20 protein-coding genes are annotated in these 22,854 nt (G+C 69.6%); 14 read left to right on the forward strand and 6 right to left on the reverse strand.

All coding sequences use genetic code 11. From position 1 onward, the window contains the following. The first annotated feature begins 160 nt into the window (after positions 1–160). The 6 genes from BN1701_RS11650 (at position 161) to BN1701_RS11675 (ending at position 7,537) form a co-directional block, all read left to right on the forward strand. Positions 161–1,135 (forward strand): hypothetical protein, encoded by a 975-nt coding sequence (locus BN1701_RS11650; protein ID WP_054048215.1) that lies wholly within the window; start codon positions 161–163, stop codon positions 1,133–1,135. Positions 1,136–1,285: 150 nt separating this feature from the next. After that, positions 1,286–2,296, forward strand: coding sequence for a DUF1702 family protein (locus BN1701_RS11655; protein WP_054048217.1), 1,011 nt, complete (start codon positions 1,286–1,288; stop codon positions 2,294–2,296). A 14-nt stretch (positions 2,297–2,310) separates the two neighbouring features. After that, complete coding sequence (locus tag BN1701_RS11660; protein ID WP_054048219.1) at positions 2,311–3,309, forward strand: DUF1702 family protein; 999 nt, start codon at positions 2,311–2,313, stop codon at positions 3,307–3,309. After that, positions 3,306–5,219 carry a CRTAC1 family protein gene (locus BN1701_RS11665; protein ID WP_054048221.1) on the forward strand — a complete coding sequence of 638 codons (1,914 nt, stop codon included), beginning with the start codon at positions 3,306–3,308 and terminating at the stop codon, positions 5,217–5,219. Before BN1701_RS11660 ends, BN1701_RS11665 begins: the two co-directional genes overlap by 4 nt. A 3-nt stretch (positions 5,220–5,222) precedes the next feature. Further along, entirely contained in the window at positions 5,223–6,185 is a 963-nt protein-coding gene (locus BN1701_RS11670) for an enediyne biosynthesis protein (RefSeq protein WP_082859794.1), read from the forward strand. 2 nt (positions 6,186–6,187) lie between these two features. Further along, complete coding sequence (locus tag BN1701_RS11675; protein ID WP_054048223.1) at positions 6,188–7,537, forward strand: cytochrome P450; 1,350 nt, start codon at positions 6,188–6,190, stop codon at positions 7,535–7,537. A gap of 57 nt (positions 7,538–7,594) precedes the next feature. Here BN1701_RS11675 and BN1701_RS11680 read toward each other — a convergent pair whose 3' ends face one another. Next, entirely contained in the window at positions 7,595–8,272 is a 678-nt protein-coding gene (locus tag BN1701_RS11680) for an anti-sigma factor (RefSeq protein WP_054048225.1), read from the reverse strand. After that, positions 8,269–8,832, reverse strand: coding sequence for a sigma-70 family RNA polymerase sigma factor (locus tag BN1701_RS11685; RefSeq protein WP_054048227.1), 564 nt, complete (start codon positions 8,830–8,832; stop codon positions 8,269–8,271). The genes BN1701_RS11680 and BN1701_RS11685 overlap by 4 nt, the downstream gene beginning before the upstream one ends. A 158-nt stretch (positions 8,833–8,990) precedes the next feature. Here BN1701_RS11685 and BN1701_RS11690 point away from each other — a divergent pair, with 158 nt between their 5' ends. Next, complete coding sequence (locus tag BN1701_RS11690) at positions 8,991–9,866, forward strand: DUF4394 domain-containing protein (RefSeq protein WP_054048229.1); 876 nt, start codon at positions 8,991–8,993, stop codon at positions 9,864–9,866. 27 nt (positions 9,867–9,893) lie between these two features. Here the strand turns inward: BN1701_RS11690 and BN1701_RS11695 are convergent, their stop codons facing one another. Beyond that, positions 9,894–10,433 carry a MerR family transcriptional regulator gene (locus tag BN1701_RS11695; RefSeq protein WP_067520656.1) on the reverse strand — a complete coding sequence of 180 codons (540 nt, stop codon included), beginning with the start codon at positions 10,431–10,433 and terminating at the stop codon, positions 9,894–9,896. A 175-nt stretch (positions 10,434–10,608) separates the two neighbouring features. Here BN1701_RS11695 and BN1701_RS11700 point away from each other — a divergent pair, with 175 nt between their 5' ends. The 7 genes from BN1701_RS11700 to BN1701_RS11730 all read left to right on the forward strand — a co-directional run bounded on the left by BN1701_RS11700 (position 10,609) and on the right by BN1701_RS11730 (position 16,555). Beyond that, complete coding sequence (locus BN1701_RS11700; protein WP_054048233.1) at positions 10,609–11,175, forward strand: DUF5987 family protein; 567 nt, start codon at positions 10,609–10,611, stop codon at positions 11,173–11,175. Further along, the gene (locus BN1701_RS11705; RefSeq protein ID WP_054048235.1) at positions 11,172–12,818 is read left to right on the forward strand and encodes a GMC family oxidoreductase N-terminal domain-containing protein; all 1,647 of its coding nucleotides are present in this window, start codon (positions 11,172–11,174) and stop codon (positions 12,816–12,818) included. The genes BN1701_RS11700 and BN1701_RS11705 overlap by 4 nt, the downstream gene beginning before the upstream one ends. A gap of 156 nt (positions 12,819–12,974) precedes the next feature. Further along, the gene (locus BN1701_RS11710) at positions 12,975–13,181 is read left to right on the forward strand and encodes a hypothetical protein (RefSeq protein WP_054048237.1); all 207 of its coding nucleotides are present in this window, start codon (positions 12,975–12,977) and stop codon (positions 13,179–13,181) included. Positions 13,182–13,244: 63 nt separating this feature from the next. After that, positions 13,245–13,811 (forward strand): hypothetical protein, encoded by a 567-nt coding sequence (locus tag BN1701_RS11715; RefSeq protein WP_054055793.1) that lies wholly within the window; start codon positions 13,245–13,247, stop codon positions 13,809–13,811. Between the two features lie 5 nt (positions 13,812–13,816). Further along, positions 13,817–14,458 (forward strand): DUF6239 family natural product biosynthesis protein, encoded by a 642-nt coding sequence (locus BN1701_RS11720; protein WP_054048239.1) that lies wholly within the window; start codon positions 13,817–13,819, stop codon positions 14,456–14,458. A 324-nt stretch (positions 14,459–14,782) separates the two neighbouring features. Further along, positions 14,783–15,826: a carboxymuconolactone decarboxylase family protein gene (locus BN1701_RS11725; RefSeq protein WP_054048241.1), complete on the forward strand. Its 1,044-nt coding sequence runs from the start codon at positions 14,783–14,785 to the stop codon at positions 15,824–15,826. A gap of 123 nt (positions 15,827–15,949) precedes the next feature. Then, entirely contained in the window at positions 15,950–16,555 is a 606-nt protein-coding gene (locus BN1701_RS11730; protein WP_054048243.1) for a DNA-binding response regulator, read from the forward strand. Between the two features lie 41 nt (positions 16,556–16,596). Here BN1701_RS11730 and BN1701_RS11735 read toward each other — a convergent pair whose 3' ends face one another. The 3 genes from BN1701_RS11735 to BN1701_RS11745 all read right to left on the reverse strand — a co-directional run bounded on the left by BN1701_RS11735 (position 16,597) and on the right by BN1701_RS11745 (position 22,820). Beyond that, positions 16,597–18,831, reverse strand: coding sequence for a sensor histidine kinase (locus tag BN1701_RS11735; RefSeq protein WP_054048245.1), 2,235 nt, complete (start codon positions 18,829–18,831; stop codon positions 16,597–16,599). A 69-nt stretch (positions 18,832–18,900) separates the two neighbouring features. Further along, positions 18,901–21,093, reverse strand: coding sequence for a sensor histidine kinase (locus tag BN1701_RS11740; RefSeq protein ID WP_172803232.1), 2,193 nt, complete (start codon positions 21,091–21,093; stop codon positions 18,901–18,903). 218 nt (positions 21,094–21,311) lie between these two features. Beyond that, positions 21,312–22,820: a SagB family peptide dehydrogenase gene (locus BN1701_RS11745; protein ID WP_054048248.1), complete on the reverse strand. Its 1,509-nt coding sequence runs from the start codon at positions 22,818–22,820 to the stop codon at positions 21,312–21,314. Between the last annotated feature and the right edge of the window lie 34 nt (positions 22,821–22,854).

Genomic DNA, 22,854 nt, shown 5'->3' on the forward strand with positions numbered 1-22,854 from the left:
GGACACCCACCCCACAACCCCCCTATTTCGGACGCTTACTCCGAACGTGCCCTCTTGGCCGCGCCCGCCGATATTCGCCAGTCGCGTCAGTACCATCTGCAGATTCACGGAACCGCAATATCGGAGAATATCCCCGTCGCCTTTCCGAAAAGGACAGCAGATGAGCAGCAGCGACACCCGGCACGCCCGTGGCCCATCCGTCCCCGCAGCCACCGATCCGTCGGCGCTCGGCCCCTTCCCCAGCCGCAAGGGGCTGGTGATCGGCCTGAGCGCGCTCGTCGGATTCCTGCTCACCGTGGCGTGGTCGGCGAAGTTCGTCGACAGCACGATCGGCGACACCATCGCCAACGGCATGCTCGGCCACGACGCCAAGGCCACCGCGATCAGCGGCGTCGGCGCCGGGATCGCCTTCGCGTTCGTCACCGGCGTCGCGGGCACCTTCACCGCGTGCAACATCGCCGTGTTCGGTGCCATGGCGCCGGTTCTGGGCACCACCGACACCCGGATGGGCAGGCTCAAGGCCACCTTGAAGCCGTTGCTGTGGCTGTCGGTCGGCATGACAGCGGTCTCCGCGGGCTACGGCGTGCTCGTCGGCGTCGTCGGCACGAACATGCCCCAGTTCTCCACCGCCAAGAGCGTCGCGGGCCAGCTGTCGGCCCGCAGTGTTCAGTCGCTGGTGGTGTTCGGGCTGATCGGCCTGATCATGATCTACCTCGGCCTGGCCGCGGCCGGTGTCGTGCGCGACCCGTTCGCCAAGATCTCGCGGCGCTTCCCCAACGCGCGCATGGTGTTCCTCGGCGCGCTGATCGGCGCCTTCCTCATCGGCAGGCCCTTCGGCCTGTTCCGGGCGCTGTTCCGCGACGCCGCCGAGAGCGGCAACCCGCTCTACGGCGCCGCCGCGTTCACCCTGCAGTCGCTGGGCAACATCCTGATCATGGGCGTGCTGCTGGTGCTGATGGCCACCCTGCTGGGCGGGGCGGTGGGCCGCTGGTTCGCCGCCGACCCGCGCCGGGTCGCGGTCGTCACCGCGTCGGCATTGATCATCGCCGGGGTGTTCACATTCCTCTACTGGGACGTGCGCATGCTGGCGAACCGGGGCATCCTGCCCTGGTACCCGCTGGCGCCCTGGGTGTAGCGCGACCGCAATAACCGAGTAACAACGCCCCGCCGGGACACCGGCGGGGCGTTTCTCCATTATTTCCCACCTTGGCGCCGCAGGCAATACGGAAGATGCACCCCGATATCGGACACCAGACCATGGTCCAAGGAAAGCGGGGTGACATCTATGCCGATTCTCGGCACGCTACGAAGAGTTCTCCTCACGCCCAAACTCACCGAGGTCAGCTTCGCCGTCCGCGGCTTCCCCGGCGCGGACTCCCCCGCCGCCGAGGCGTTGGAGGCGATTCCGCAGGCGGTGATCAGCGGATTCGAATGGGGCATCGAGGCCAAGACCCTGTGGGAGGTCGAACGCAAGCTGGCCCTGGTGCGCCAGGAGCAGCGCGGGTTCGCCTACGAGGGCGCCGCGATGGCCGCCACCGTGCGCGACGCGATGGCCGGTGGTCGGGGGAAGAAGGCCAAGGAGCTGCTCGGCGGCCCCGGCGCCCCGCACATCTTCCTCACCTACATCGGCATCGGCTTCGCCATGGCGCGGCTGCCCCGGGTGCTGTGGAAGAAGGTCATCCCCGACATCAGCGAGTCGCCGTACCACCCGACCATGACCTGGCTCGCGGTGGACGGCTTCGGCTTCGACCGCGCCTACTTCCAGACCAAGCGGTGGGTCGACGAGCAGCGAGTGCCCAAGCCGTACCCGTGGGAGGGCTCGCCGGAGTACTTCCTGCGCGCATACGACCAAGGCGTGGGCCGGGCGCTGTGGTTCATCAACGGCGCGCGCCCCGAGGCCGTCGCCAAGGCGGTGAACGGGTTCGCCGAGCACCGCCGCGCCGACCTGTGGAGCGGGGTCGGCCTGGCCGCGACGTTCGCGGGCGGCGGCGACGAGGCTGGGCTGACCTGGCTGCGTCAGGCCAGCGGCGCCCACTGGTCCGAGCTGGCGCTGGGTGCGGTGTTCGCCGTCAAGGCCCGCACCTACGCCGGGTTCACCCCGCCGCATTCCGAGCTCGCCGCGCGCGCGATGGCGGGCCTGACGATCGACGAGGCGGTCGAGATCGCCGACAGCACCGCGGCCGACCCGTGGGGCTCGGGCATCGACCCCGCCTACGAGCGCTGGCGCGAGCGCATCCGCACCCGGCTCGTGCAGAGCGTTGTCAGCCAACCATCCGCAGAACGAGTCCACCCGTAAAGGGGGAGAGTCAGTTGGGCACAGCATGGCGCGCGCTACGGCGCCGGATCCTGACCCCGAGCACGTCGGAGACCTTGCTCGACGTCCGAGGGTTCCACAAGAAGAGCCCCGAGGCCCAGGAGAACCTGGAGACCGTCGGCCGCAGCTTCCTGGAGGGCTACGCGCACGCCGCGGAGGCCGCCACCGTCAGCGAGGCCGCGGCGCGGATGGACGAGATCCCGCCGTACTACCGCGGTTTCGCCTATGAGGGCGCGGGAATGGGGTTCGCGGTCCGCGACGGACTGCCGCTGGGTCCCACGAACCTCACCGACAAGTTCCTCGCCGGTGAGGGCGACAAGCACGTCTACATGGTCTACGTCGGCATCGGCTGGGCGATGGCCAGGCTGCCGCGCTTCCGCTGGCCCAAGGCGAAGAACCTGGACCCGCTGCTGAGCTGGCTGGTCCTCGACGGGTACGGCTTCCACCAGGCCTACTTCAAGACCAAGCGCTACATCGACGAGCAGTACGTCGACCCGCGCTTCCCGTGGCCCGGTGGCGATTACTCCAAGACCACCGAGGCGACCTCGTACGCCAACCGGGCTCTGGACCAGGGGATCGGCCGGGCGATGTGGTTCATCGGCGGCAGCGACGGCGAACTGGTCGCCAAGATGATCAACAAGTTCCCCGAGCACCGCCGCGAGGACCTCTTCGCGGGCACCGGGCTCGCGGCCACCTACGCCGGTGGCGCCGACGAGTCCGAGCTGCTGCGCTACCGCGACCTGGTGGGCCAGTACCAGCCGGTGGTGAGCCAGTCCTCGGCGTTCGCGTCGGAGGCCAGGGTCCGGGCCGGGCTGGTCATCCCGCACACCGAGATCGCGTCCCGAGTGTTCTGCGGACTGTCCCCTCAGGACGCAGCGCAAGTCACCCACGATGCCCGTCGCGGCCTGCCGGCCGACGGCGAGCTGCCCGCCTATGAGGTCTGGCGCCAGCGCGTCGCAGGCCAATTCGTTTCACTGGGAGGTGTGAGTCGATGACCGCCAAACCTGGATGGCTGCACAGGCAGCTTCCTGGGATCATCGCTTTGGTCTTGGTGGTGACCACGTTCATGGTGGCCCGCCTGCCGGAGACCTCGGCGGCCGAGAAGTCGGTGATGGCCAAGGACTTCAAGTTCAGCCCGATGTCCATCGCCATGCCGAGCGGCTTCAAGCAGCAAGAGGTCCGCAAGGTCAACCAGGACTACAAGCACATCGACGCGTGGATCTCGTCGGTCGGCGCGGCCATCGCGATGAACGACGTCGACGCCGACGGTCTGCCCAACGACCTGTGCATCACCGACCCGCGCATCGACCAGGTCGTGGTGACGCCGGTGCCGGACCGCAACGGCGACCGCTACCCGCCCTTCGCGCTGAACCCCGGCGTGCTGCCGATGAACGGCCAGATCGCCCCGATGGGCTGCCTGCCGGGCGACTTCAACGAGGACGGCCGGATCGACCTGCTGGTCTACTACTGGGGCCGCACGCCGATCATCTTCTACACCAAGCCGGGGGCCAAGAAGCTCGACCCCGACTGCTTCGTCGCGGTGGAGCTGGTGCCCACCTCCACCAGCGGCATCTACGAGGGCCCGCAGTGGAACAGCAACGCCGTCACCTATGAGGACTTCGACGGCAACGGCCACGCCGACATCCTGATCACCAACTACTTCAAGCACAGCCCGGTGCTCGACGACCGGGTCGCGGGCGGCGTCGAGATGAACGACTCGATGTCCGACGCGCGCAACGGCGGTGAGGACTACTTCTTCCTCAACCAGGGCAAGGGCAAGTTCACGATGGTGGACGACGCGCTGCCGGTGGAGGTCTCCAAGGGCTGGGAGCTGGGCGCGGCCTCGGCCGACATCGACGGCGACGGCCTGCCCGAGCTGCACCTGGCCAACGACTTCGGCCCCGACCACCTGCTGCACAACAAGTCCACGCCGGGCAAGCTGGCCTTCGAGGAGATCCGGGCCTACGGCTCGCCGGTGGTCCCCAAGTCCAAGCAGATCGGCAACGACTCGTTCAAGGGCATGGGTGAGGACTTCGCCGACCTCGACGGCGACGGTCTCTACGACCTGTTCGTCTCCAACATCACCACATCGTGGGGCATCGAGGAGAGCAACTTCCACTTCCTGACCAAGGCCAAGGACCAGACCGACCTGCGCAACAAGCTCAACGCGGGCGAGGCGCCGTTCGACGACGTCAGCGGCAAGGTCAACACCGCCTGGTCGGGCTGGGGCTGGGACGTCAAGGCCGGTGACTTCACCAACCAGGGCGTCAACCAGGTCGTGCAGGCCACCGGCTTCGTCAAGGGCTACGTCAACCGCTGGCCGCAGCTGCAGGAACTGGCCACCGCCAACGACCAGCTGCTCATCGACCCGGTCTTCTGGCCGAACGTGACCCTCGGCGACGACGTCGGCGGCGACCACACGATGAAGTTCTTCGTGCGCGGCGCGGACGGCCGCTACGCCGACCTGGCCCCCGAGTTGGGCCTGGCCATCCCGGTGCCCACCCGCGGTGTCGCCACGGGTGACGCCGACGGCGACGGCAGGCTCGACTTCGCCATGGCCCGGCAGTGGGACCAGCCGGTGTACTACCGCAACGAGGCGCCCAACGTGGGCAAGGCGATCACCCTGTGCCTGTTCCACGAGGACACCCCCGGCTCCCCGGTCGTGGGCGCGCAGGCCGTCGCCACCCTCCCCGACGGCCGCAAGGTCATCGGCCGGGTCGACGGCGGCGGCGGGCACTCCGGCAAGCGCAGCAACGACATCCACCTCGGCCTCGGCGACGTGTCCGGGCCGGTCCAGGTGCACCTGACCTGGCGGGACCGCGCGGGCCAGCGCCAGGAACAGGATCTGCAATTGACCCCGGGCATGCACGCGCTGTTGCTCGGCGCCCAGGCGAAGGAGAAGTGAGTCATGGCCGAGACCAAGGCCGCTCCCGCAGCGGTTCGGCATGATCCGAAGGTCACCATGGCGTTGCGCAACTTCGCCATGTCGATCACGGTGTTCAACATCCTCGGTTACCTGCTGCTCGGCTTCGAGCAGCCGTGGATCTGGCCGCTGGTGGCCCTGGCCACCGGCTACACCGTCGAGCTCGGCCTGGAGAAGCTCGGCGCCCGCGCCGAGGGCCGCGACCCGCGCTACGCGGGCGGCGGGTTCAAGGGCCTGATGGTGTTCCTGTTCCCCGCGCACATCACCAGCCTCGCGGTGAACATGCTGATCTACGTCAACGACCGGATCTGGGTGCTCATCTTCGGTGTCACCCTGGCCGTCGGCGCGAAGTGGATCCTGCGGGCTCCGGTGAAGGGCCGCATGCGGCATTTCATGAACCCGTCGAACTTCGGCATCGCGATGATCCTGCTGCTGTTCCCGTGGGGCTCGATCGCGCCGCCGTACCACTTCACCGAGCACACCTCGGGCTGGGTGGACTGGCTGATCCCCGGTCTGATCATCATCGGCGGCACGATGATCAACGGCAAGCTGACCGGCCGGATGTGGCTGATCGCGGGCTGGGTGGGCGTGTTCGCCGCCCAGTCGATCGTCCGCGGCTGGCTGTTCGACACGTCGATCCCGGCCGCGCTGGGCATGATGACCGGCGTCGCGTTCATCCTGTTCACCAACTACATGATCACCGACCCCGGCACGTCCCCGTCGAAGCCGTGGGCGCAGTTCGCCTTCGGCGGCGGTGTGGCGCTGGCCTACGGCGTGCTGATCGTGGCGCACGTGGCGTACAACATCTTCCTCGCCACCGCGTTGGTGTGCCTGATCCGGGGCTGCTTCCACTGGACGGTGCACTTCATCAACAAGTCCAAGGTGTCGGCGCCCCCGGTCACGCTGGTGCCCGCGGCGACCGTCACCACGGAACCGAAGGCGGCCTGACGATGACCCACCCGCGCCGGGTTCCCCCCGGTCCCCCACGCAGCCAGACGTTCAGCCTGCTCAAGCAGCTCAAGAGCGACCGCCTCACGCTGATGTCCACGGCGGCGGAGACCTACGGGGACGCGGTGCGGGTGGGCATCGGCCCGAAGACCCTGTATTACTTCAACCACCCCGACCACGCCAAGCACATCCTGGCCGACAACAGCGCCAACTACCACAAGGGCATCGGCTACGTCGAAGCCCGTCGCGCCCTCGGCGACGGCCTGCTGACCAGCGATGGTGCCCTGTGGCGCGAGCAGCGGCGCACGATCCAGCCGGTGTTCCAGGCCAGGCGGATCAGCGGCCAGGCCGACACGGTCATCGAGGAGGCGGCCAAGCTCGTCGCCCGCCTGCGCACCCGCGAGTCGGGTGGGCCGGTGGACGTGCTGCACGAGCTGACCGGCTTCACCCTCGGCGTGCTCGGTCGCACCCTGCTCGACGCCGACCTCGACGCGTTCGAGTCGATCGGCCACTCGTTCGAGGCCGTGCAGGACCAGGCCATGTTCGAGATGGAGACCATGGGCATGGTGCCGACGTGGTTGCCGCTGCGCAGGCAGCGGGAGTTCCGCGCGGCCAGTGCCGACCTGACCCGCATCGTCGAGGCGCTGGTGGCCGAGCGACGCGGCAACCCGCGCGACCCGGCCGACGACGTGATCTCCCGGCTGATCCTGTCCACCAAAGAGGAAGCCGACCCGAAGGTCGCGAGCCAGCGCATGCGCGACGAGCTGATCACGCTGCTGCTGGCCGGGCACGAGACGACGGCCAGCACGGTGGGCTGGGCTCTGTACCTTGTGGACAAACACCCTGAGGTCGCTCAGCGGCTGCACGAGGAGGCGGTGGCCGTGCTCGGCGACCGCACCCCGGTGCTGGAGGACCTCAAGCAGCTCACGTACACCAACATGGTCCTCGAAGAGGCCATGCGGCTGTTCCCGCCGGTCTGGATCCTCACCCGGCGCGCGGTCGAGGAGGACGAGGTCGGCGGCTACCACGTGCCCGCGGGGTCGGACGTCATGGTGTGCCCCTACACCCTGCACCGACACCCGGCGTTCTGGGACGAGCCGGAGAAGTTCGACCCGGAGCGGTTCGACCCGGAACGGCCCAACACGCGGCCGCGGTACGCGTACCTGCCATTCGGCGCGGGCCCGCGCTTCTGCGTCGGCAGCCACCTTGGGCTGATGGAGGCCGCGTTCGTGGTCTCCATGATCGCCAGGGAGATGCGGATGAAGCTGGTCCCGGACTACCCGGTGGTGCCGGAGCCGATGCTGTCGCTGCGGGTCAAGGGCGGGTTGCCGATGACGGTGCACTCGCTCTGAGGCATGCGGTTCTGGAGGGGCGTCGGCTTCGGCAGGCGCCCCTCCCCCGCGTCCGGGTCAGAACGTCGACTCGAGGACGAGAGCGCCGGACGGATCGGTGACCTCGAATCCGTTGGCGTTCGCCCGGAGCACCGAGCTGTTGAGATTGCACTTCATCTCTTTCGGCCCGGTGCCGATGAACTCGCCCGCGGGGATCTTGCGCCCATCGGCGTCGGTGACCATGACCCGATAGGGTTCGCCGGTCTCGAACCCGGTGGCGGTCAGCTTGATCTCGACACCCCAGGTGTGGGGAACAAGCTGCGCGCTCGCGCTGATCCTGGGGTCCGGTCCCCGCACGGCGACCGCCTCCAGCGGCACCTTCGCGTCCTGGGTCGGCGCGGGCGCGTCCGGATGCGCCCACCACCCGACTCCCGCGCCTAGAGCGACCGCGGCCACCGCCGCGGCGGCCGGTACCGCCCAGCGGGGCGCCCGGACCCGCTCGCCCCGTTCGGCGCGGATCCGGGCGAGCACCGCCTCCCCCAGGTCCGGGGGCGGCGACGGCGGCACCGGGCCAAGCTGGTCTACGTCGACTAGGCGCAGGCTCTCGGCGACCGGGGTGATCTCACGCAGTTCGGCCCGACACTCCTGACACCCGGCCAGGTGCGCTTCGACGGCCAGCCGCTCATGTTCGTCGAGCTGGTCGAGCGCGTAGGCGCCGAGCACCTCCTTGAGGGCGCGATGGGCGTTCTCATTCACAGCTCCACCCCCATCTCCTCCAAGGCCACGCGGAGTGATTTCAAACCGTAGAACAGCCTGCTGCGCAGCGTCCCGGTCGGCACGCCCTGCTCGGCGGCCACCTCGGCGTGCGACCGGCCGCGGAAGTAGGTCTCGATCAGCGCGCCGCGGTGCTCGGGGCTGATCCTGGTCAGCGCCTCCTCGATGAGCCATGCCGTCAGGTGGCGCTCGTCGAAACCCTCGGCGTCCTGGGCTGGTTCCTCGGGAATCAGGCCGAAAACGCGCGCGGGCCGGGCGGTGCTGCGCCGGACCTCGTCGACAACCACGTGCCGGGCGATGGCGAACAGCCACACCCGCAGGCTCGCCACGTCCGGGTCATAGCGGTCGGCCGCGCGCCACGCGCGCAGGAACACCTCCTGCACCACGTCTTGGGCGCCGCCCTCGTCGCGCAACGTGCGCAGGGCGAAGCGGTAGAGCTCCGGGCCATGGGCCCGATACGCGGCACGAAGTGCCTGGTCGGAGGTCAGATCAGCACCGTCCGACCGGCGCGCGGTCCGTCGCCCGCGGGTAAGCCCGCTCATCGACACTCCTTTTCGGGGTCGATGTGTGTTCGGAGCGGACCCGCCAACTGTTCAGTCGGGTGATGAATTCGTCCGGTTTCGATCCCGGATGAACACCGGGGCCCTCGGCGCCGAATGCACTGCGCAAGGTTTCCGGAAGTCGAGAACAGGGAGCACTCATGCGCAAAGCGACTACCGCCATCGTGGCCTGCGCCGCGGTCCTCGCCGCGGTACTGGGCACCGGCAGCGCGGCGGCCACCCCGAAGCACCACCCCCGCTCCGGTGGCGAACTGCTCGTGCTGAGCACCAATGGGTTCCTGACCAGGCATGACGCGGGGTTCCCGCTGCTGGTCAAGGGCAAGGCGCGGATCACCGGCGTGGCCGCTGGCGACCGCCTGATCGGCATCGACGTCCGGCCCGCCACGGGCGTGCTGTACTCGCTGTCGGCGGGCGGCCAGCTCTACACCGTCGACGCCCACACGGGACAGGCCACCGCGGTCGGCGCCCCGATCGCGCTCAACGGCACCGCGATCGGCATCGACTTCAACCCGACGGTCGACCGGATCCGGGTGGTGACCTCGTCCGGCCAGAACCTGCGGCTCGTGCCCGGCACCGGCGCGGTGGCCGCCACGGATACCCCCTTGGCCTACGCCCCGACCGACAAGGCCGCGGGCACGACCCCGGCCGTCGCCGCGGCGGGCTACACCAACAGCGTCGCGGGCGCGACGAGCACGCTGCTCTACGACCTCGACGCCGCCCGGGACACGCTGGTCACCCAGGGAACCGCGCCCGGCGTCACCCCGGCCGTGTCCCCTAACACCGGGCAGCTGTTCACCGTGGGCAGGCTCGGTCTGCGGATCACCGCGGTCAATGGTTTCGACATCAAGGGAGCCGCTCCGGCGGGCCCGTTCGACCCGAGTGACTACCGGGCCATCGCGGCCGTCCAACTCGGCGGGCCGCTGTCGGTGTTGGCCCGCGTCGACCTCGCCACCGGGCGGGCGCACGTCGTGGCGCCGCTGTTCAGCAGGGCGGTCGGCGTCGCCTTCATCGGCTGAGGCCGGGGGTTCGGCGGCGCGGCGGTCTCAGCCGCGTCGTCGGGCCAGCCTGCGCAGGGCGACCAGGAGGATGTCGCCCAGGACCGTGCCCGCCGGGGAGGTCTCGGCGTCGGCGGTCCGGTCGAGGCGGGCGATCGCCTCGGCGAGTTCGGCGTAGCTGTCGACGTGGTCGAGCAGCTCGCAGTGGCCCAGCCGCCGGAACGCGCACAGGACGCCGACCAGGGCGGACACGGCGGTGTCCGCGCCGCGCAGGTCCCAGCCGCGGGATTCGGCCATGGCGGAGATCCGGTCCAGCGCCCACGCGCGTTCCTCATCGGTCACGTCCAGTTTGCCGCGCCCGGCCTTGAGCAGGTCGTGGGCGGAGTCGGCGAGCACGTCGCGGATCGCGGCGATCGACAGGCCGCCGATGCCGGCCAGCGAGCGGATGAGCCGCAGCCTGCGCACGTGGCTCTCGTCGTAGTCGGCCTGGTTCGGGCCGGTGCGCTCCCCCGGCGGCAGCAAGCCCTCGCGCAGGTAGAACTTGACCGTCGCCACCGACAGGCCCGCCTCGGCACAGAGTTCGCGCATCCGCACAACAAGTCTCCCTCCAAATGCCGACTGTGGCGCCAAAACTGACGGGAGACACCTTCCTGACTGCGGATTTTCCTTATACAGCAAGAAAAGATTGGCATGGCGGGAGATGCGGCAATGACCCTCTCAGCAAGACGATAAACGTCTACCGCAGCCGAGGGAGGACACCGCCGTGCACTCGGGCACCTCAGACGAACAGGTCAAAACGATCACGTTGGAAGCGTTCGCGGACACGATCGTGCCTGGCGAGAAGCGCAGCCCCGACGACCGTGCCATCGCCGGTGTCTCGACCGGCGGCGGTGCCGTGCAGTCCGGCGCCCTGGAGATGCTGCACCACCCCGCGACCGGGATCACCGCCGGGCTGGAGTCGCTGGTCGGGATGCTCAACGGCCACGCCACGAACTATGCCGCCGACAAGGGGATCACCCTCGACGACACGGTTCCGCCGTTCGTGGCGCTGGAGTTCGACGACCGGGTCGCGCTCATCCGAATCCTGACCACCCCCGGTCACCCGGAGAAGTCGGGTTGGGTGCTGCTGGCCCTGTTCTGCAACATGGCCTTCGACAGCGCCGCGCACATCAGTACCCACGACGCGATCGCCGAAGGCCACCCCGGCCTGCTCACCATCGGGTTCGAGCTGCCGCAGAAGGACGGCCTGTGGCGGTTCAAGGACTACTCCTACGGCAGGCAGTTCGCCAAGCCGCACCCCGACACGACTGCCACTGGGAGCCCGGCGTGACCACCGAGACCACCGATGTCCTGATCGTCGGCAGCGGGTTCGGCGGCGCCATCGCCGCCTACCACCTGGCCACCGGCGGGGCGAAGGTCACCATCCTCGAACGCGGCCCGTGGCTGCAGGCCGAGGACTTCGACCACGACTACCTGCTCGGCAAGAGCTACACCCGGGCCTTCGACTTCGTCGCGGGCGACGGGATGAGCATCCTGAGCGGCAACTGCGTCGGCGGCGGCAGCGTGGTCTACTTCGCCGCCCTGCCCCGCGCGCCGCGGTTCGTCTTCGAGCGGCAGGGCAGCATCGGCCGCCGCATGTGGCCCGCCGCGATCAGCCGCGACACGCTCGACCCGTGGTACGACCGGGTGTCCTCGGCGATCCCGGTGCAGCAGCAGACCTGGGACGACATCAGCTACGCGGGCGGTCTGTGGGCCGCGGCGTGCGACAACGCGGGCCGCACGGCCAACCCGGTGCCGGTGGGCATCGACAACGGCAAGTGCACCAACTGCAACTGGATGATGGCGGGCTGCAAGTTCGACGCCAAGAAGTCGCTGCTGTTCAACTACCTGCCCGGCGCGGCGGCCGCGGGCGCGGAGATCCGCCCGCTGCACGAGGTCCAGCGGCTGGAGCGGCTCGACGACGGCGGCTACCGGGTGCACTACCTGCACGTCGACGACGAGGACTACCGGATCACCACCGGCGGCGGCGCCATCGAAGCCAAGATCGTCATCCTGGCGGCGGGCGCAGGCGCGACCCCGGTCATCCTGCAGCGGTCGGAGGCCGAACTCGGCCCGATGCCGCACGCGGTCGGCCGCTACTTCTCCGGCAACGGCGAGCGCCTCAACACCGCGATCATCAACGAGGACCGCGCCCGCGACGTGCTCGGCCTCGACCGCGGCGACGGCCGCGCCTACGCGGCCAACCAGATCGGCAAGGGCCCGGTGATCGCCAGCTGGGACCGGCTCGACGGGTCGCTGCCGGAGTACCGGCGCTACTCCCTTGAGCAGCTGTACTTCCCGCCCGGCCTCGGCACGATCCTGGCCCAGGCGCACGGTGAGGACGGCCCGACCTGGCTGGGTCCGGCGAAGAAGGAGATGCTGCGCCGCTGGCAGTCGTGGCTGACGATCTTCCAGATCGTCGAGGACGACAACGAGGGCGTCTTCGGCCCGCCGCCGCCCACCGGCAACGCCTACCGCATCTCCCAGCAGATGCTGGGCCGCGGACCGCTGAGCTACGACCCGACGCCCAACACGCTCGGGGCGTGGGCGGCCGCCGACGCCGACGTCCGCGACATCCTCGAACGCGACGGCATCGCCACGGTGCTGCCGTGGACCAACGACCTCGTCGGCGCGTACACCGTGCACCCGCTGTCGTCGTGCCGTATCGGCGACGACCCGGCGACCTCGGCGCTCGACGACCGCCATGAGCTGCGCGGACACCCTGGCATCTTCGTGACCGACGGTTCGGCGGTGCCCGCCGCGCTCACGGTCAACCCCGCGCTCACGATCTCCGCGCTGGCCGAGCGGGCGATGCCCGGCATCGTCGCCGCCGCGCGGGCGCGCGGGATCAAGGTCGGCTACGACGGGTCGCTGCCGGACCCGGCGACGACCAAGCCGTTGCTGCGGCCGGGGACCGTACCGCTGAGCGCCTGAGCGGGACGCCGTCCTCGGCTGTGCGCACCTTCGCCGGGACCCGCCGCGGGTCCTCCCAGAACGGGCGGAACGCCTCGTCGGTGCGCAGGACGGCCGCCCCGCCGCCCGCGACCCGCGGGCGGCCGGGGCGGGCTGAGACGACGGTGGTGGCGGGACATGAGTGTGCTCGAAGAGATGACCAAGCTGATGCTGGACATGCCGGGGCCGAAAGCAGGCACGCAGGAAGTGGCTGACTGGTATGCCCGAAAGGCAAGGTTGCTCGAACACATCGCGGCCGAGGGTGGACCGGACGCCGAACAGGTGCGTGAACTCGCCCTGTTGGCCTATAGGCGCTCCCAATCCTTGCATGGACGCGCCGCGTGACGCCAAGATCACCGCGGGTCGCCGTGCCGGGCGGACCGCACATCGCGACGAGAGGTGGGCGTGATGACGACGCAAGTGAGCGCGGGCAAGCAGGGTGGCCTGATCGCCGCGCTCAATGGGAAGTACCACAAGGCCGCCCTGATGGGTTTCCTGTTCATCGTGCTCGCCCACTGGGCCGAGCACATCGTCCAGGCCATTCAGATCTACGTCCTGGACTGGGCGCGGCCCAAGGCGGGCGGCGTACTCGGGCTCTGGTTCCCGTGGCTGGTCAGCTCCGAGTGGATGCACTACGGCTACGCGATCATCATGCTGACCGGTCTGGTCATCCTGCGCCACGGCTTCACCGGCCGGGCGCGCAAGTGGTGGGTCGCATCGATGTGGATCCAGGTCTGGCACCACTTCGAGCACCTGCTGCTGCTGATCCAGGCGCTGGCGGGCAGCAACCTGCTCGGCGAGGCCAAGCCGACCAGCATCGTCCAGCTCATCGCCCCGCGCGTTGAGCTGCACCTGTTCTACAACTTCGTCGTCTTCGTCCCGATGGTCGTGGCGATGATCCTGCACATGCGCCCTCGCCCCGAGGAGCGCGCCGAGATGAAGTGCTCGTGCGCCGGGCCGGTCCTCGTCGGCTAAGCGAGATGGTGGGCCGCCTTCCGCGGCGGCTCACCATCCCCGCCGCCACGGTCTTCTTCCTGGTCACGACGGCGGTTCCGGCTCAGGCCCAGCACGAGCACACGATCACCGTCCCGATCTCCCTAGGCCCGCTCACGCTGCGGATCGCGTTGCTCTACGCGGTCCCCGCCGTGGCGGGCTTCGCGCTGCTGCGCGGATTCCTCGGCGTGCCGAGCAGGCGCACGGCGGCGTTCGTGTGTGCCAGTGCGGCGGTGGCCGTGGTGTTGGAGCTGATGCTCTCGGGCAAGCTGGGCCTGCCCAACCAGGTCGCGTTCTTCGCTTTCCTCGCCGGGGTGTTCCCCGCCTTCCACGCGATCGCCCCGGTGTCGCGCCCGCTGACCCCATATGTGACCCGCGCCGCGCCGTTCGTGCTGGCGGCGGGCTCGATCGGGGCGGCCATCGCGTTCACCAGGGCCTGGACGGCCGCGGGTGAGCAGACCGCGTTGCTCCACAGTGGAGTGATCCTGGGCTTGGCCGGGCTGGCCTGGCTGCCCTTGCTGGGCAATCCCGCCCGAATGGTTCGTTTCATCGTGTTCCCGGCGGCCGGGGCGCTGGCCGTCGCGCTGCTCGCCGCGGCCGCCCAAGCGACCGTCGCGGCCGCCTTCTAGTCCACAGTGGACTTGACAAACAGAGCACGATGCAAGATCACCAAGCGGCGCCTGCCCCGTAGGTTTGACCTGGATACTCCTGCATGGGGAAGGAACGCGTCCATGAGCGAGCTTGCGAGCGAATCATCGTCACAGTGCCTTCGCGAGTGGAGCCACCGAACTTGTGAGGTGGCCGGATGAGCGAGCTTGCGAGCGAATCATCGTCACAGTGTCTTCGCGAGTGGAGCCACCGAACTTGTGAGGTGGCCGGATGAGCGAGCTTGCGAGCGAATCATCGTCACAGTGTCTTCGCGAGTGGAGCCACCGAACTTGTGAGGTGGCCGGATGAGTGGTCTGTTGATCCGTACAGCGCTGCGCACGGCGTTGAACCAGATCCAGTACGTCATCCCGGTCCGTCCGCGCCGCGCCCGCGACCTCGTCGCCGAGGTGTACGGCCAGGTCGAGCGCGAGTTCGGCATGCTCGCCCCGCCCATCGCCCTGCACTCCCCCGCCCCCGACGTGATGGCCGCGGTGTGGGCGATGCTGCGCGAGTCGCTGCTGGCCAGGGGCGCGATCGACCGGGCGACCAGGGAGATCGTCGCGGCCGGGGTGTCGGTCGGCAACGAGTGCCCCTACTGCGTCGAGGTGCACAGCGCCACTCTCGGCGGGCTGACCGACGGCCCCGAGGCCGCCGCCTTGGCCGTGTCCCGCCTCAACGAGATCGAGGACGACGACGTGCGCGCGCTGGCCGAGTGGTCACGCGACAGCGGCGCGGGCGGCCCGGTGCCCACACCGACCGCCGAGGTCATGGGCGTGGCCATCACCTTCCACTACCTCAACCGCGTGGTCAACGTCTTCCTCCCCGGCTCGCCGCTGCCGCCGAACGTGCCGGAGAGCGCGCGCGGCCGCGCGGGCAAGTTCCTCGGCCGGGTCATGAAGTCCTCGGCGAGCGCCGACCACGAACCGGGCCGCGCGCTCGACCTGCTGGCGCGCGCACCGATCGGCCCGGACCTGTGGTGGGCCGATGGCAACCCGACGATCGCCGACGCCTTCGCCCGCGCCTACGCCGTGATCGACGAGGCAGGCCGCCGCTCGGTCCCGCCGTCGGTCCGCGACCTGGTCGCCGCCGAACTCGCGGCGTGGGACGGCAAACCCAAGGGCATCAGCCGCGTCTGGGTCCGCGACGCCGTCTCGGTCCTGCCCGAGCCCGACCGCGCCGCGGGCGTGCTCGCCCTGCTCACCGCCATCGCGGCTTACCAGGTCGAACCGTCTGTCGTGGACGAAGCGGCGCTTTCCGACGCGGAACTGGTCGATCTGACTTCCTGGGCGAGTCTCGCCGCCGCCCGCCGAGTCGCCGAACTCGCCAAAACACCTGGCCACACCAGGTAATGTGGAACCCCTACCCCCATTAGCAGGTACCAGTTGACAATTACCGGCGTCCAGACGGGCGTAAATCAGACACGTGGAAGGTGGTACAAACAACATGGGTCGGGCGGGCGAAGGGTGCGTGAAGTGATCAGAGTGTTGATTGCTGAAGACATGCACATGGTCCGCGGCGCCCTGGTGGCCCTGCTGAACCTGGAACGCGACGTCGACGTCGTCGCCGAGGTCGCCTCCGGCGACGACATCCTGTCCACCGCGCGCAAGTCGCAAGCCGATGTGGCGGTCATCGACATCGACCTGCCCGGCAAGGACGGCCTCACCGCGGCCACCGAGCTGCACGAGCATCTTCCCGAGTGCCGCACCCTCATCCTGACGAGCCTGGGCAGACCGGGCACATTACGCCGCGCGTTGGCGGCCAAGGTCGGCGGCTTCATCCTCAAGGACGCCCCCGCCGACAAACTCGCCAACGCCATCCGCGGCGTCGCCGCAGGCAGACGAGTCGTCGACGGCGACCTCGCCCTGGCCGCCTGGGACGGCGCGGACTGCCCCCTCACCGGCCGCGAGATCGAGGTCCTGCAAATGGCAGCGGGCGGCGCCAACGCCGTCGACATCGCCGCCCGCCTGTACCTCTCCGCCGGAACAGTGCGGAACTACCTGACGACCATCGTCACCAAACTCAACGCCCGCAACCGCGTCGACGCCATCCGCATCGCCACCGAGTCAGGCTGGCTCTGACCCACTGCCCCACAGTCGTTTGCCACTGGCACAAACAGATGTCATGGCTGGGCGGGCACCCGCACCGTCAGCCGGAAGACTCCGTTCCCCTCGTCGCGCGCCACGAGTTCGCCGTCGACCGCGCGGACTCGATCTGACAGGTTGCGGATTCCGTTGCCGCCGCCCGGGGCGGCGCTGTCGGGGATCGCTCCGTCATTGACGATCTCCAACTCCACCAGTTCCCCCACCCTGCGCACGGAGATCTCGCAGCGGGCGCCTCGGCTGTGACGCAGGACGTTCGTGACGCCCTCGCGCAGTACGGTCGCCAGGACGGTGAGCACCGACGCGGGCAGTTCCCCGTAGCGCAGATCCATCCGCACGTCCACGTCGGCGGCCGCCAGTACCGCCTCAGCGGCCCGAGACTCCTCACTCAGCGACAGGTCCCGATAGCCCCCGGCCACCAGCCGGACGTCGGCCAACGCGAGCCGGGCGATCTCCTCGATCTCGGCGACCTCGGCCGCGGACCGCGCCGGGTCCGCCCGCATCGCCCGGTACGCCAGCTCCGCCTTCAAGGTGATGGCCGACAAACTCAACCCCAGCAGATCATGCAGGTCCCGCCCAAAGCGCAACCGCTCACGCGCCACCGCGGCCGCCGCCAGTTCGCGACGCGCCGTGCGCAGATCCGACACGGTTCGCGCCATCCAGGTCAGCCCGTAGGTGACGAGCGCGGTGATCACGACGCCCGGCAGCGCCGACCCGCCCTGGGTCCACGTCACGGTCGCGGCCACCGCGACGAGCGCGGGCACGGCCACCGGCGCGCGCAGGACCAGCAGGATCGTGCCGGCGAGCAGGCCCGGCACGCTGGCCCACGCGTGCGGGAACACCGCGAGCGGCAGATAGACGAGCACCGCCTGCCCGGCGACCACCAGGTAAGCCTGCGGCTCGGTCGGCCGCGCCCCCGGCTTGCTGACCAGGAACAGCTGCGTCGACACCAGCCCGGCCAGGCAGATCCCGCTGAACACCAGCACCTCGGGATCGTGGGTCTGGTAGAGCAGATGCAGCATCGCCGCGCAGAGGAAGCCGACGAAGACCACGTTCATCAGTCCCGTGGCCAGCCAGGTCGCGTAGCGCGGGATCGGCTCGTCTGCCCTGGGTGCGCGCTCCCTGGCCACCGGGATGGTCAGGTGCAGCCCGAACCGGCCGTCGGGGTCCGGTCCCGCCACCAGCCGCCCACCCAGGGCGGCGACCTGATCGGTCACCACCGCGAGCCCGTCGGGTGCCACGAACTCGGGATGGCAGCGGCCGGACACGCCGTCGTCGACGATGTCGAGGGTCACCGTCTGACCGGCCTGGCGCAGCGTGATGTCACAGCGGGCGACATCAGTGTGGTGCAGCACGTTGGCCACCCCGACGCGCAGGACCGCTGCCAGAACCGACCGCAGCCGGGGTGGCAGTTCGCCGTGGTTGAGTTCCATCCGCACGTCGACGTTCGACGCCGCGAGCAGCGATTCGACCGAGCGGGTCTCCTCGCGCAGCGACACCTCGCGGTAGCCGCTGGAGATCAGCCGCACGTCGGCCAGCGCGTGCCGGGCCACGGTCAGGATCTCCCCCAGCTCGGCCCGCGCCCGGTCCGGGTCGGCGGCCATGACCGCCCGCGCCACTGTCCCCTTAGGACCAATCGCGGCGAGGCTGAGACCGAGCAGGTCGTGCAGGTCGCGGGCGAAGCGGCTGCGCTCCTCGGCCACCGCGAACCGGCCCAGCTCCGTGCGGGCCTCGTGCAGGTCGGTGATCAGGCCGGCGAGCCTGGTCAGGCCGAAGACGTGCAACGCAGCGCCGACGCTGCCGACGACGATGTAGGCGACGTCGAGCGTCGAGTGGGTGAGCGACTCCTGGTTGGCCGCGATGACGGCGATGATCACGGTGAACACCGCGCCCGCCGCCGCGGACGGCAGGACCAGCAGCACGGTTCCGGCCAACAGGCTGGGCAGCGCCGCCCACGCCTGGCCGAACTCCTGCTGCGGCAAGAAGACGAGCACGGCCTGCGCGATCAGCAGCAGATGGCTCAGCGACGAGCTCAGTGCCACACCGGGGCGCGAGAAGTAGCCCACCTGCAACGCCAGCAGGACCAGCAGCACCCCGCCCGCGGCGACTGTCGGCCAGTGCCCCACCGTCGAGTCGACCACCTGCAAGAACGCGACCAGACACAGACCGAAGAACACGGTGGCGACGATCGCGCGCGCCAGCGAGGGCGCGAGCAGCGGACCGGAGTCCGCCCGAAACTCCCCCCAGGAACGCACGCTAGTGGCCCAAAGCGAGGGTTCGGCGCCAGAGCCGCCATGCGGGCGCCGAACTTCCGGTTCGCCGCACTAGGCGGGCACCAGCGCGCGCAGGCGGAAACTGCCATCGGAGTCAAGCCCCGCGGTCAGCTTCCCGCCGACCATGGCGACCCGGTCGGACAGGTTGCGGATGCCGTTGCCGCTGCCCGCGCCGGTCTCCGCCTCGCCCACCCCGTCGTTGACGATCTCCAGCACGACCATGTTCTCGTGCTGGCGCACACTGATCTCGCAGCGCGCGCCCTTGCTGTGCCGCAACACGTTGGTGACCCCCTCCCGCAGCACCGTCGCGAGCACGGTGCGGACCTCCACCGGTAATTCACCGTAATGCAGGTCCATCCGCACGTCGACGTCCGCGGCGGCGAGCACCGACTCCGCCGAGCGCGACTCCTCGTTGAGCGACAGGTCCCGGTAGCCGCTGGCAACCAAACGGACGTCGGCCAGCGCCAGCCGCGAGATCCCGACGATCTCCATCAGCTCCGTGCGGGCGCGCGCCGGGTCGACCTTCATCAGCCGCTGGGTCAGCTCGGTCTTCAGGGTGATCGCCGACAAGCTCAGGCCCAGCAGATCATGCAGGTCGCGGGCGAAGCGCATCCGTTCCTCCGCCACGGCCGCCTCCGCCAACTCCCGGCGGGCCGCGCGAAGTTCCGACACCGCCCGGGCCATCCAGGTGAGCCCATAGGTGACGAAACCGGTGATGACCGTCGCGCCCACGTTGAAGACGATGCCGACCAACTCACCCTCGAACCCCTGCTGGGCGATCGGCACGCTCACCACGACCGCGACGAACCCGACCCAGCCCAGCGCGGGCCGCAGCAGGAACAGCATGGTCCCCGCGAGCAGCCCCGGCGCGCTCACCCAGGCATGTGGGAACAGGGCATACGGCAGATAGACGAGCACCGCCTGGACCGCGATCACCGCGTACTTCTTCACTGTGGTGAACCGCGCGCCGGGCTTGCTGACATAGAACAGCTGCAGCGCCACCAGTCCGGCCACACACACCGCGCTGACGGTGAGCACTTCGGGCGCGCGGGTGATGAGAGCCAAGTGCAGCATCGCCGCGATGAAGAAGAGCGCGAACACGGTGTTCATCAGGCCGGTGGCCAGCAGCGTGGCCATCCGGGGAACTTGCTCGATCTCGTCGGACTCCACCTTCAGGTCGACGTCGTCCGTGGTCACCGGGATGACCAGGTGCAGACCGAACCGGCCGTCAGGGTCAGGCCCCACCGTCAGCTCACCGCCGAGCGCGCTGACCCGCTCGGTGAGGACGTCGAAGCCTTCGCCCTCCCCAGGAGCGATCTCGCAGCGGCCGGACACGCCGTCGCTGAGGATGTCGAGGGTCACGGTACGCCCGGCTTGGCGCATGGCGATCTCGCACCGCGCGACGCTGGTGTGGTCAAGAACGTTGGCCACGCCTGCTCGCAGGACAGCGACCACCACAGACCGGATGTTCGCGGGCAACTCGCTGTGGTTGAGCTCCATCCGCACATCCACGTTCGACGCGGCGAGCAGCGACTCGACCGCGCGGGACTCATCGTGCAGCGACATCTCGCGGTATCCGCTGGCGATCAGGCGCACATCGGCCAGCGCGTGTCGAGACACCCTGATGATCTCGGCCAACTCCGCGCGCGCCCGGTCTGGGTCCGTGTCGAGCATGCGGCGGGCCTGCGCGCTCTTCGGGCCGATCGTCGCCAGGCTCAACCCGAGCAGGTCATGCAGGTCGCGGGCGAACCGAGTGCGTTCCTTGGCCACCGCGGCCCGACCCAGTTCAGACCGTGCCTCGTGCAGACTGGTGATCAGACCCGCGAGCCGCGTCAACCCGAAGACCTCGAGCGTGGCTCCAAGGCTGCCGAGGGTGGTGTAGACGGCGTCGAGCAGGGACCCGGTCAGCAGATACTCGGTGCGGCAGATGATGAACAGAATGGACACGGCGGCGGCCACCCCGAGCGCGGGCGGCAGCACCAGCAGTACCGTGCCTGCCAACAACGCGGGCATCGACACCCAGGACTCGCCGAACTGCTCCATCGGGATGAAGGCCAGATACACCTGAACAGCCACGACCGCGTACGTCAGCGGCAAGCGAAGCGGGGCGCCTGGTCGGGAGAAGTAGACCACCTGCAGCATCAGCAAGATCAGCAAATAGACCGCGGCCTGCAACGACGGCCAGAGAGCCTTCTGGGTGACGACCACCGACAGGAACGCGAACAGGCAGATTCCGAAGAACACGGTGGCGACGATCACTCGAGCGAGAACCGGAGCCAACTGGGGCACGCGCGCGGAGTCGTCGCCACCGTCCAGGAAATCGCTCCTCGGCAGGTCGGCGCCGGGAGTGTCACCTGGACGCCTGGCTAACTTGCCGCGACCGGAGACCGACTGCATGTTTCCCCCTCGCTGAGTTGGAGTCATCCAACCCCCGTCCGATCTGACCATCGGTAGCGGCGCCGCTACTGCCGGATTATAGGGGTGCCGCCGTCGGCACCCCGGGATTCGCTCCGGTGGCCGAAGACGAACTCCCCCACCCCGATCTCCGCGGGCCAGTCCAGACGCAACGCCGCGTCCACGACGTCCCCCGGATCGATCGCGGGCACGCAGGCCGCTAGGCCCATCGCGGTGGCCGCGAGGCACAAGGTCTGCTGCAGTGCGCCGACATGGGTGAGCGTGAGCGAGTACGCGATGCCCCCGTACATCCACGACGACCGCGCCGCTCGCGCCGTCACCGTGATCATCGCCGGCGGCCACCGCGATGTTCCACTCCCGATCATGGCGTAGTCGAGTACCTCGTCGAGCTCGCCGTCAGCGTCGTTGACCATGGTCAGCTCGTGTGCCTGCGGGTCGAAGTGATAAATCGCCCTTGGCAGGTCCGCGCAGCGGTGCAGCAGGAGGTAGATCTCCAGCTCGTAGAGCCCGTTGACGCTCAGATAGGGCCGGTCCGACACCTCGTAGGTCACCGACCCGCCCGCCGACGCGCGTGACACCGATCGGATCCGGGCGGCCCGGAACAGCAGTTCGCCGACCTGTTTGGCCGTCACTGGCCGGTCGGACAGCTCCTGACACAGCCGGGTGTTCTCGATGACCTCGGTGAGCGACGGGTCGCTGGTGTCCAGCTCGGCCAGGTCGGGCTGGTGCAGCCGAAACCGGCGGCCCCCTTCCAGGCGCTTGACCAGCGCGGGCGGCGGGACCGCCTGCGCGGTCGGGAACACCATGCCCGACAGCCCGCCGTAGCGGCCGAGCCTGGTGCGGGCGTGGAACAGCAGGTCGTGGTGGGACCAGCTGACCAGGCTCGGGTCGGTGTCCTCGACGAACCTCGGCACCCGGGCCGCGGCGCCGTCGGCCCACTCGCCGAGCAGCACGATCCTGGTCGCCGCCAGGAACGAGACCACGTCGCCGACCAGGGAATGCTCGAAGTCCAGCGCCGCGGCGAGGTCGCTGACCGACGTGGCCGCGTTGAGCCCGACGACCACCCGCGAGGCGATCCGCCGGTGCAGCACCACCCGGTAGTCGGCCAGCGGCGATTCGAGCACCAGGTCCCCGTCGTTGGTGCGGATCGCGGCGAACCGCGACAGCCGCACCGGGCGGGCCGGGTCGACCTCGGCGAAGACGAACCGCGCGGTGCGCGCCACGGGGACCGCCGACAGCATCGGCCCTTCCCCACTGCGGGTGCCAAGCGAGTGCACCACTGAGCCCGCCAGCCGGTAGAGCACGTCGCGCAGCCGGGCGATGTCCTCCGGGGAGCCGCCGCGCGGGCCGAGCACGTTGTCCAGCGACACCGGGCCCAGGCTCATCCGCCGCAGCGACTCCCACACCATCTCGTCCGCGCCCTCGATCTTGGTCTCACCCCAGCGGGTCACCACGACCAGTCGATCGTCTTGCGGGTCGCCTTCGACGAGAACGTCTTCTCGCAGCGACCACAGCCGGATCCGAGGTTCGGACCGGCCGCCGGGCTCGATGGGCACGTGGCACTCCTTGAACGGATGAAACGTCGAACAC

Origin of the sequence: Alloactinosynnema sp. L-07 (assembly GCF_900070365.1) — a bacterium.
Taxonomy (GTDB): Bacteria; Actinomycetota; Actinomycetes; order Mycobacteriales; family Pseudonocardiaceae; genus Actinokineospora.

What these genes read in the sequence shown, in the direction of transcription:
- BN1701_RS11650 (WP_054048215.1), top strand. Translation starts at nt 161, where the DNA reads ATGAGCAGCAGCGACACCCGGCACGCCCGTGGCCCATCCGTCCCCGCA.
- BN1701_RS11655 (WP_054048217.1), top strand. Translation starts at nt 1,286, where the DNA reads ATGCCGATTCTCGGCACGCTACGAAGAGTTCTCCTCACGCCCAAACTC.
- BN1701_RS11665 (WP_054048221.1), top strand. Translation starts at nt 3,306, where the DNA reads ATGACCGCCAAACCTGGATGGCTGCACAGGCAGCTTCCTGGGATCATC.
- BN1701_RS11670 (WP_082859794.1), top strand. Translation starts at nt 5,223, where the DNA reads ATGGCCGAGACCAAGGCCGCTCCCGCAGCGGTTCGGCATGATCCGAAG.
- BN1701_RS11675 (WP_054048223.1), top strand. Translation starts at nt 6,188, where the DNA reads ATGACCCACCCGCGCCGGGTTCCCCCCGGTCCCCCACGCAGCCAGACG.
- BN1701_RS11685 (WP_054048227.1), bottom strand. Translation starts at nt 8,832, where the DNA reads ATGAGCGGGCTTACCCGCGGGCGACGGACCGCGCGCCGGTCGGACGGT.
- BN1701_RS11690 (WP_054048229.1), top strand. Translation starts at nt 8,991, where the DNA reads ATGCGCAAAGCGACTACCGCCATCGTGGCCTGCGCCGCGGTCCTCGCC.
- BN1701_RS11695 (WP_067520656.1), bottom strand. Translation starts at nt 10,433, where the DNA reads ATGCGCGAACTCTGTGCCGAGGCGGGCCTGTCGGTGGCGACGGTCAAG.
- BN1701_RS11710 (WP_054048237.1), top strand. Translation starts at nt 12,975, where the DNA reads ATGAGTGTGCTCGAAGAGATGACCAAGCTGATGCTGGACATGCCGGGG.
- BN1701_RS11715 (WP_054055793.1), top strand. Translation starts at nt 13,245, where the DNA reads ATGACGACGCAAGTGAGCGCGGGCAAGCAGGGTGGCCTGATCGCCGCG.
- BN1701_RS11720 (WP_054048239.1), top strand. Translation starts at nt 13,817, where the DNA reads ATGGTGGGCCGCCTTCCGCGGCGGCTCACCATCCCCGCCGCCACGGTC.
- BN1701_RS11725 (WP_054048241.1), top strand. Translation starts at nt 14,783, where the DNA reads ATGAGTGGTCTGTTGATCCGTACAGCGCTGCGCACGGCGTTGAACCAG.